The 9,682-nt window shown below is 72.2% G+C and carries 6 protein-coding genes; 4 read left to right on the top strand and 2 right to left on the bottom strand.

The window, feature by feature from the left end; translation table 11 throughout:
* The first annotated feature begins 262 nt into the window (after positions 1-262).
* From AOK09_RS29705 to AOK09_RS29715, 3 genes are all read left to right on the top strand, one after another.
* Positions 263-1,336 carry a patatin-like phospholipase family protein gene (locus AOK09_RS29705; protein ID WP_055590326.1) on the top strand — a complete coding sequence of 358 codons (1,074 nt, stop codon included), beginning with the start codon at positions 263-265 and terminating at the stop codon, positions 1,334-1,336.
* A 231-nt stretch (positions 1,337-1,567) separates the two neighbouring features.
* Entirely contained in the window at positions 1,568-2,077 is a 510-nt protein-coding gene (locus tag AOK09_RS29710; protein WP_055590327.1) for a DUF6912 family protein, read from the top strand.
* Between the two features lie 48 nt (positions 2,078-2,125).
* On the top strand, positions 2,126-2,782 hold the full coding sequence (locus AOK09_RS29715; protein WP_055590328.1) for an HAD family hydrolase: 657 nt from the start codon (positions 2,126-2,128) through the stop codon (positions 2,780-2,782).
* A 124-nt stretch (positions 2,783-2,906) separates the two neighbouring features.
* On the opposite strand, the gene AOK09_RS29720 is transcribed toward AOK09_RS29715, so the two are convergent.
* A complete protein-coding gene (locus tag AOK09_RS29720) occupies positions 2,907-3,473 on the bottom strand; it encodes a DJ-1/PfpI family protein (protein WP_055590329.1) in 567 nt (188 codons plus the stop codon).
* 312 nt (positions 3,474-3,785) lie between these two features.
* Here AOK09_RS29720 and AOK09_RS29725 point away from each other — a divergent pair, with 312 nt between their 5' ends.
* Positions 3,786-8,780, top strand: a complete 4,995-nt coding sequence (locus AOK09_RS29725; RefSeq protein WP_055590330.1) for an NAD-glutamate dehydrogenase — start codon at positions 3,786-3,788, stop codon at positions 8,778-8,780.
* A gap of 107 nt (positions 8,781-8,887) precedes the next feature.
* On the opposite strand, the gene AOK09_RS29730 is transcribed toward AOK09_RS29725, so the two are convergent.
* Positions 8,888-9,682 (bottom strand): carbohydrate ABC transporter permease, encoded by a 795-nt coding sequence (locus tag AOK09_RS29730; RefSeq protein WP_063796113.1) that lies wholly within the window; start codon positions 9,680-9,682, stop codon positions 8,888-8,890.

The raw sequence follows: 9,682 nt of genomic DNA on the forward strand, positions 1-9,682 counted from the left end.
CCCGGGAGCAGGCCCGGGTACGGGGGGAGGGCGCGCGGGCTCGGGCGCGGGTACAGGTACCGGGAAGGGCGTGCGGGCTTGGGCGGCGGACGCAGGTTCGGGTGGGGGCGAGGGCGCGGATCCGGGCGCCCGGGCCCGGTGCGGGACACCGTGGCACGCGGAGGAAGTCCTGCGCCCCGGCCCGTGGTGGCGTCGGCCGTCCCGGGCAGGGCAGCGGTTACCGTCGGACGGTAGGCCCGGAGCGGGGAAGGGTGGCAGGCGCATGGTGACGCACGTGTCCGGCATCGGCGATCCGCAGGCCGGCCGAACTCCCGCGCCGTCCGCCGCGGGCGCCAGGAAGGGCCCTCGGCGCGGCCTGGTCCTCGGCGCGGGCGGGATGCTGGGCGCCGCCTGGACGGTGGGTGCGCTCTGCGCCGTGGCGGAGACGACCGGCTGGGACCCGGGTACCTCGGAGATCATCCTGGGCACCTCGGCGGGTTCGGTGCTGGGCACCCTGCTGGCGTCCGGGGTCGACCCCGTCTCTCTCCGCGACCACCAGCAGGGCCGGCCGATCTCCACCGGCCCGCTGGTCGGGGTGGACTTCGACTACGACACGGCGGTCGGCGGCGCCCTGCCGCCGCGTCCCCGTCCGGGGATCGGCTCCCCCGGGCTGCTGCGGGAGACCTTCCGGCATCCCCGCGACTACCCCTTCCTGACCATGGTGTCCGCCTTTGTGCCACCGGGCCGCGGTTCGGTCGCCCCGCTGGGGGACCTGGTGCGGGCACTGGTCGGCGCCGGCGACGGCTGGGCGGGTCTGCCGGCGCTGCGGCTGGTCGCGGTGGACTACGAGACCGGCCACCGGGTGGTCTTCGGCGACCCGGAGGCGCCCCCGGCCGGGGTCGCCGAGGCGGTGATGGCCTCCTGCGCGATCCCGGGCTGGTTCGCACCGGTGCCGGTGGACGGCCACCGCTTCATCGACGGCGGCGCCTGGTCGGCCACCAACGCCGATCTGCTGGCGGGCCGCGGCCTGGACGAGGTCTATGTGCTGGCGCCGATGGCCGTACGCATCCGGCCGGTGGGAGACACCGGCCGCCGGGAGCAGCCGCCGGGGAGCCCCCGGCCGCACGGGGTGCTGGCCCACCTGGTCAGCCGTTACCGGCGGGCGGTCACCCGGCAGATGCTCCGTGAGGCCGGGGAACTGCGGGCGGCCGGCACCAAGGTGAGGCTGCTCGCCCCGACGCTGGAGGACCTGACGGCGATGGGCCCCAACATGATGGACCCGGCCCGTCGCCCGGAGGTGCTGGAGACGGCGCTGCGCACCTGCGGGGCGGCGCTCTCGGGTATCCGGGCCCGCTGACCGCCGCCCGCGGCGGTGCGCTGCCCGGAACGGTGCGCTGCCCGCAGCGGTGCGCCGCCCGCAACAGCGCGCCGCCCGCACCAGCGCGTCGCCGGAATGGCGCGGACACGGCGGTGCGGTGATCAACCTCCGCCGTATCCTGGACGCGGTGCGGCGCAGGGCCCGCACCCGGGCCCCGCTCCCCTCCGGTCGCACCGGGCCCGGCGAGACCCACGATCCGGAGCGGCCCCGATGCGTGTGTACGTCCCCACCACCCTCAACGGCCTGGCCGCGGCGCACGCCGCCGGCGAGCTCGGCCCGGCCCCGCTGCACGCGTACGCGGTGACCCCGGCGCTGCGCGAGTGGTACCTCAGCGACGACATCGAGGAACTGGAGTACGCAGCGCTGGTCCGTGCGGCCCAGTCGGCACTGCGGCTGCTGGCCGCCGACCCCGACGCGCCCCGGCGCCGGGCGGTGGTCGCGGTCGACGTCCCCGACAAGGCGGTGCTGCTGGACACCGGGGCGGAGTACAAGGATCAGCTGTCGCTGGGCCAGGTCCGGCTGGCCGAGCCGGTGGTGCTGGCGAAGGCGGCCGCGGTGCATGTGGACGCCGACGACGCCGAGGAGGATGTGGCGGCCGCGGCCGCGGCGGTGCCGGCCGCCGACCAGGGCGACGACGACGCCCGGTTCACGGTGGACGGGGCCGAGGACCACGAGCTGCTGTGGTTCGCCACCCAGGAGATCCCCACCCTGCTGCCCTGAGATCGCCCGGCGTACGGCGCTGTCGGCGGCGCCCGGTACCGTTCATGGGTGGGCGCACATCTTGTCTGGGACTGGAACGGGACTCTCTACCACGACATCGACGCGGTGGTGGCGGCGAGCAATGCCGCCTTCGCCGAGATCGGCCTGGCACCGCTGACGGTGCAGCGCTACCGCGAGCTGTACTGCATCCCGATCCCCCGCTTCTACGAGCGACTGCTGGGGCGGGCTCCCACCACCGAGGAGTGGGAGCGGATGGACGCCACCTTCCATGTGGCCTACACCGGCCACAGCGCGGGCTGCGGTCTCACCGAGGGCGCCGAACTGCTGCTGGAGCAGTGGGCGGCCGCCGGCCGCAGCCAGTCCATCCTCTCCATGTACGGCCACGAGCAGCTGGTGCCGCTGGTGCGCGGCTTCGGCATCGAGCACCGCTTCCTGCGGGTGGACGGCCGTACCGGCCCGTCCGGGGGCGGCAAGGCCGAGCACATGGTGCGGCATCTCGCCGCGCTGGGCAGGAGCGTGGACCCGGCCGCCACGGTGGTGATCGGTGACGCCGCGGACGACGCGGTGGCGGCGTCGAGGGTGGGCGCCCATGCGGTGCTGTACACCGGCGGTTCGCACACCCGGGAGACTCTGGCGCCGGCCGGGGTACCCGTCGTGGACTCGCTCGCGGAGGCGGTGGCGCTGGCGGCCGACCTGGTCGGCTGAGCCTGCGCGGCCCCCGACCACCCACTCCCCGTCCCGGCGTGGTGCCCCGGCGGCCGGGCTCCCGCCCACCGGTCCCGCGCAGGGACGGGCCGGGCGGTTCCCCGCGCCGCCGGGGCGGAGGGCCTCAGTGGGCGGGCGCCTTGCTGCGCAACACCTCCAGGAAGGCCCGCATCCAGCCGGGGTGGTCCGGCCAGGCCCGCCCGGAGACCAGCGTGCCGTCGACCACGGCCTCGCCGTCCTCGTAGGTGGCCCCGGCGGCGACGACGTCCGGCTCCAGGGCCGGGTAGGCCGCCGTACGCCGCCCGCCGAGCACCCCGGCCGCCGCGCTGATCTGAGGGCCGTGGCAGAGCTGAGCCACGGGCTTGTCGTGCTGGAAGAAGTGGGCGGTGATCCGCTTCACCTCGGGGTCGTTGCGCAGGTACTCGGGCGCCCGGCCGCCGGGGATGACCAGCGCCGCGTAGTCGGCGGGGTCCACCTCGGCGAAGGCCAGGTCGGCGGGCCAGGTGTAGCCGGGCTTCTCGGTGTAGGTGTCGAACCCCTCCACGAAGTCGTGCACCACGAACTGCAGTTTTCGGCGGGCCGGTGCCGCGATGTGCACCTCGTAGCCCTCCTCCAGCAGTCGCTGGTACGGGTAGAGAACCTCCAGCGACTCCGCCGCGTCGCCGGTGACGATCAGAATCCTCGCTGCCATGTCGGGGGACCTACCCGACGGCGCAGATCACTACGCGGAACCCCGTGCTACCGCTCGGTAGTTGTACAAGACGTCCACTGGTGTCCAGGCAGACTCTGCCTTTGCTACGGACCGGCCCCTGACACTCCGCGGACGCCCGGTTAGGCTGGCCGAGGTGCCCCGGGACGAAAGACCTGTCGTACCCAGATGGATGGCATTTCATGCGTGGCATGCGCCACCGCCATCTGGGATCTGCGGGAGGATCGGACGGTGACCGGCCACCGGCACAGACCACCGAGTCACGCAACGGCGCGCGACAGGAGCCAGATAGCCATGCAGACCAAGCTGGACGCAGCCAAGGCCGAGGTGCTCGCGCGAGCAGCGCAGGCCGCTGAGAACAGCCAGGTGGGGGGAGCGCACGGGGAGGGCCTGGGCAATGGCGCCCTGACCGCCTACCTGCACCACTACTACCTGCACACCGCCCCCGAGGACCTGCTCGACCGGGATCCGGTCGACGTCTACGGGGCGGCCGCCTCCCACTACCGGCTGGGGCTGGCGCGGCCCCAGGGCACCGCCGAGGTACGGGTGCACACGCCCACCGTGGAGGAGAACGGGTGGTCCTGCGGCCACACCGTGGTCGAGGTCGTCACCGACGACATGCCCTTCCTGGTGGACTCCGTCACCAATGAGCTCTCCCGCCAGGACCGGGCCATCCATGTGGTGATCCACCCGCAGATGGTGGTCCGCCGCGACATCACCGGCAAGCTGCTGGAGGTCCTCGACGCCGAGCCCTGCGGGCTCCGCCGGCCCGGCGACGCCGGCCTGCCGGCCGACGCCGTCGTCGAGTCGTGGATGCACATCGAGGTCGACCGTGAGACCGACCGGGAGGATCTGCGCCAGATCGAGGCCGATCTGCGCCGCGTCCTCACCGACGTCCGCGAGGTCGTCGAGGACTGGACCAAGATGCGCGACTCCGCGCTCCGGCTGGCCGACGACCTCGCCGGGCAGTCCCCGGGCGGTCTGCCCGAGGAGGAGGTGAACGAGGCCCGGGAGCTGCTGCGCTGGCTCGCCGACGACCACTTCACCTTCCTCGGCTACCGGGAGTACGACCTGGTGGCGGCGGACGGCGGGGCCAACGCCCCCGAGGCGCTGCGCTCCGTGCCCGGCACCGGCCTGGGCATCCTGCGGCCGGACCCCCGCGGGGGCGCCGACGGCCATCCGGCGAGCGAGGCCTTCGGCCGCCTCAGCGCGGCCGCCAGGGTCAAGGCCCATGAGCACACCCTGCTGGTGCTGACCAAGGCCAACAGCCGCGCCACGGTGCACCGCCCCGCGTACCTGGACTACGTCGGCGTGAAGAAGTTCGACGCCGCGGGCAACGTCATCGGTGAGCGCCGCTTCCTGGGCCTCTTCTCCTCCGCCGCCTACACCGAGTCGGTCACCCGGATCCCGGTGGTCCGCCGCAAGGTGCAGGACGTCGTCGCCAACTCCGGCTTCCCGCTGGAGAGCCATGACGGCCGCGACCTGCTGCAGATCCTGGAGACCTACCCCCGGGACGAGATCTTCCAGACGCCCACCGAGGAGCTGCTGGCCATCGCCGGCAGCGTGCTCTACCTCCAGGAGCGCCGCAAGCTGCGGCTCTTCCTGCGCCAGGACGCCTTCGGCCGCTACTTCTCGGCCCTGGTGTACCTGCCCCGCGACCGGTACACCACCAGGATCCGGCTGCGGCTGATGGACATCCTGCTGGAGGAGCTGGGAGGCCCCGCCGCGCCGGAGGACGGCGGGGACGGCGGCTCCACCATCGACTACACGGTGTGGTCCACGGAGTCCGTCCTCACCCGGCTGCACTTCGTGGTGCGGGTCGCCCCCGGCACCGAACTGCGCTCCCTCACCGACGCCGACGCCGAGCGGATCGAGGCCCGGCTGGCCGAGGCCGCCCGCTCCTGGATGGACGGCTTCCACGAGGTGCTGCTGGCCGAGTGCGGCGAGGAGCGGACCGCGGAACTCTCCCGCCGCTACGCCAACGCCTTCCCGGACGGCTACCGGGCGGACTTCTCCCCCCGCACCGCCGTCGCCGACCTGCGGCAGCTGGAGTCGCTGGGTGAGCCGGGGGACTTCCGGCTCAACCTGTACCAGCCGCTGGGGGCCGCGGACAATGAGCGCCGGCTAAAGATCTACCGCGGCGGCGGGGCGGTCTCCCTCACCGAGGTGCTGCCCGTGCTGCAGCGGCTTGGTGTCGAGGTCGTCGACGAGCACCCCTACGAACTGCGCCGCGCGGACGGATCGACCGCCTGGGTGTACGACTTCGGGCTGAAGCTGCGGACCTCCGGCGGACTGGGCGACGAGGCCCGTGAGCGCTTCCAGGAGGCCTTCGCCGCCGTCTGGACCGGGCAGGCCGAGAACGACGGCTTCAACGAGCTGGTGCTGCAGGCGGGACTGACCTGGCGTCAGGCCGTGGTGCTGCGGGCCTACGCCAAGTACCTTCGCCAGGCCGGTTCCACGTTCTCCCAGGACTACATGGAGGACGCGCTCAAGAACAACACCCATGCCACCCGGCTGCTGATCAACCTCTTCCAGGCCCGGCTCTCCCCGGCCCACACCGCGGCCGGCCTGGAGCTGACCGAGGGCATCCTGGAGGAGCTGGACGGCGCGCTGGACCAGGTCGCCTCGCTGGACGAGGACCGCATCCTGCGCTCCTTCCTCAGCCTGATCAAGGCGACCCTGCGCACCAACTTCTTCCAGCGCGCGGACAGCGGCGCCCCGCACGCCTACGTCTCCATGAAGTTCGACCCGCAGGCGATCCCGGACCTGCCGGCGCCGCGCCCGGCGTACGAGATCTGGGTGTACTCGCCCCGGGTCGAGGGCGTCCACCTGCGGTTCGGCAAGGTCGCGCGCGGCGGCCTGCGCTGGTCGGACCGGCGCGAGGACTTCCGTACCGAGATCCTCGGCCTGGTCAAGGCGCAGATGGTGAAGAACACCGTCATCGTGCCGGTGGGCTCCAAGGGCGGCTTCGTCGCCAAGCAGCTGCCCGACCCGGCGGTGGACCGCGACGCCTGGCTGGCGGAGGGCATCGCCTGCTACCGGACCTTCATCTCCGGCCTGCTGGACATCACCGACAACCTGGTGGCCGGCGAGGGCGTCAAGCCGCCCAAGGACGTGGTCCGCCACGACGGCGACGACACCTACCTGGTGGTGGCCGCGGACAAGGGCACCGCGACCTTCTCCGACATCGCCAACGAGGTCGCCGACTCCTACGGCTTCTGGCTGAGCGACGCCTTCGCCTCCGGCGGCTCCGCCGGCTACGACCACAAGGGCATGGGCATCACGGCCCGCGGCGCCTGGGAGTCCGTGGAGCGGCACTTCCGCGAGCTGGACCACGACACCCAGAGCCAGGACTTCACCGTCGTCGGCATCGGCGACATGTCCGGTGACGTCTTCGGCAACGGCATGCTGCTCTCGGAGCACATCCGCCTGGTCGCGGCCTTCGACCACCGGCACATCTTCGTCGACCCCACCCCGGAGGCGGCCGCCTCGTACGCCGAGCGGCGCCGGCTGTTCGACCTGCCGCGCAGCTCCTGGGCCGACTACGACACCGCGCTGATCTCCAGCGGCGGCGGGGTGTTCCCCCGTACCGCCAAGTCGATCCCGATCACCGCGCAGATGCGGACGGCGCTGGGCATCGCCGACGGCACCACCCGGCTCACCCCGGCCGAGCTGATGAAGGCGATCCTGCTCGCCCCCGTGGACCTGCTGTGGAACGGCGGCATCGGCACCTATGTGAAGGCCGCGTCGGAGAGCAACGCCGAGGTGGGCGACAAGGCCAATGACGCCATCCGGGTGGACGGCGGCGACCTGCGGGTCAAGGTGGTCGGTGAGGGCGGCAACCTGGGCTGCACCCAGCTGGGCCGGATCGAGTTCGCCATCTCGGGCGGCCCCGGCGGTGAGGGCGGCCGGATCAACACCGACGCCATCGACAACTCCGCGGGCGTGGACACCTCGGACCACGAGGTGAACATCAAGATCCTGCTCAACCGGGTGGTCAACGACGGCGACATGACGGTCAAGCAGCGCAACGCGCTGCTCGCCGAGATGACCGACGAGGTCGGCGCCCTGGTGCTGCGCAACAACTACGCGCAGAACACCGTGCTGGCCAACGCGGTCGCGCAGGCACCCAGCATGCTCAATGTGCACGCCCGGATGATGCGCCGCCTGGAGAAGGACGGACTGCTCGACCGGGCCCTGGAGTTCCTGCCCGGAAGCCGCCAGATCCGGGAGCGCCAGCAGTCGGGGCGCGGGCTCACCCAGCCGGAGCTGGCGGTGCTGCTCGCCTATGTCAAGATCACGCTCTCCGACGAGCTGCTGCGGACCGACCTGCCGGACGACCCCTACTTCCGGGCACTGCTCCACCAGTACTTCCCGGCCGCACTGCGCGACCGCTTCACCGAGGCGATCGACAACCACGCCCTGAGCCGCGAGATCATCACCACGCTGCTGGTCAACGAGACCATCAACCGCGGCGGCTGCACCTTCGCCTTCCGGCTCCGTGAGGAGACCGGGGCCACCATGGACGAGATCGTCCGCTCGCACACCGCGGCGCGTGCGGTCTTCGGCCTGGAGGAGATCTGGAGCGACATCGAGGCCCTGGACAACCAGGTCTCGGCGGAGGTCCAGACCAAGATGCGGCTGCACTCCCGCCGGCTGGTCGAGCGGGCCACCCGCTGGCTGCTCAACAACCGCCGGCAGCCGCTGGACATCGCCGGCACCATCGAGGTCTTCCGCGAGCGCTGCAACCAGGTCTGGGCGCAGCTGCCCAAGCTCCTGCGCGGCGGCGACCTGGAGTGGTTCCAGCAGATCTACGACGAGCTGGCGGCGGCGGGTGTCCCGGACGACCTGGCCACCCGCTGCGCGGGGCTCTCCTCGGCCTTCCCCACCCTCGACATCGTCGAGGTGGCGGACCGGGCGGGCGCGGAGGTGACGGATGTCGCCGACCTCTACTACGACCTGGCCGACCGGCTCCAGATCAGTCATCTGCTGGACCGCATCATCGAGCTGCCGCGGACCGACCGCTGGCAGTCCATGGCCCGTGCGGCCATCCGCGAGGACCTCTTCGCGGCGCATGCGTCGCTCTCCGCGGACGTGCTCGCCTGCGGTGAGCCCGGGGACGGCCCCGAGCAGCGGTTCAAGGCGTGGGAGGGCCGCAACGCCACCCTCGTCAACCGGGCCCGCACCACGCTCGACGACATAAGGGATTCCGACACCCAGGACCTGGCCAGCCTCTCGGTGGCCATGCGGGTGATCCGGACCCTGCTCCGCACGGGGACGATGCGCTGACGGCCCGCCGGTAGCGGAGCCGCAGTACCGGAGCCGCAGTGACGGAGCCGCCCCGGCAGGAAGGACTCCTGCCGGGGCGGCTCCGTGCCGCCGCCGTCACCGCGGTGTCACTTGACCGCGCCGGCCATCACTCCGCTGACGAACTGGCGCTGGAAGGCGAAGAAGACCACCAGCGGGACGATCATGGAGATGAACGCCCCGGAGGCCAGCACGTCGATGTTGTTGCCGAACTGGCGCACCTGCTGCTGGAGGGCGACGGTGATGGGCGCCGCGTCGGCGTTGGCGAAGATCAGCGCCACCAGCATGTCGTTCCACACCCAGAGGAACTGGAAGATGCCCAGCGAGGCGATCGCGGGACCGCCCAGCGGCATCACCACGGTGAAGAACAGCCGTAGCTCCCCCGCACCGTCCAGGCGGGCCGCCTCCAGCAGCTCACGCGGGATCTCGGCGAAGAAGTTGCGCAGCAGGAAGACCGCGAACGGCAGCCCGAAGGCGACATGGAAGAGCACCACCCCGGTGATGGAGCCGAAGATCCCCAGCCGGCCGAAGAGCTGGGCCACCGGGATCAGGGCCACCTGGACCGGGACCACCAGCAGCCCGATGACCGCCAGGAAGAGCCAGTCCCGGCCGGGGAACTCCATCCAGGCGAAGGCATAGCCCGCCAGCGAGGCGATCAGCACCACCAGCACGGTGGCCGGCACCGTGATCAGCACGGTGTTCAGCAGTGAGCTGGTGATGGTGTCGTTGGAGAGCAGGTTGCTGTAGTTGTGCAGGGTCAGCTGCGCCGGCTTGGTGAAGACCTGCCACCACCCCGACTGCTGGATGTCGATCGGTCCGCGCAGCGAGGAGGCCAGCAGCCCGATGGTGGGCAGCAGCCAGAACAGGCCCACCAGCAGCAGCAC

The sequence above is a fragment of the Peterkaempfera griseoplana genome, assembly GCF_001418575.1.
In the GTDB taxonomy this organism is placed as follows: domain Bacteria; phylum Actinomycetota; class Actinomycetes; order Streptomycetales; family Streptomycetaceae; genus Peterkaempfera; species Peterkaempfera griseoplana.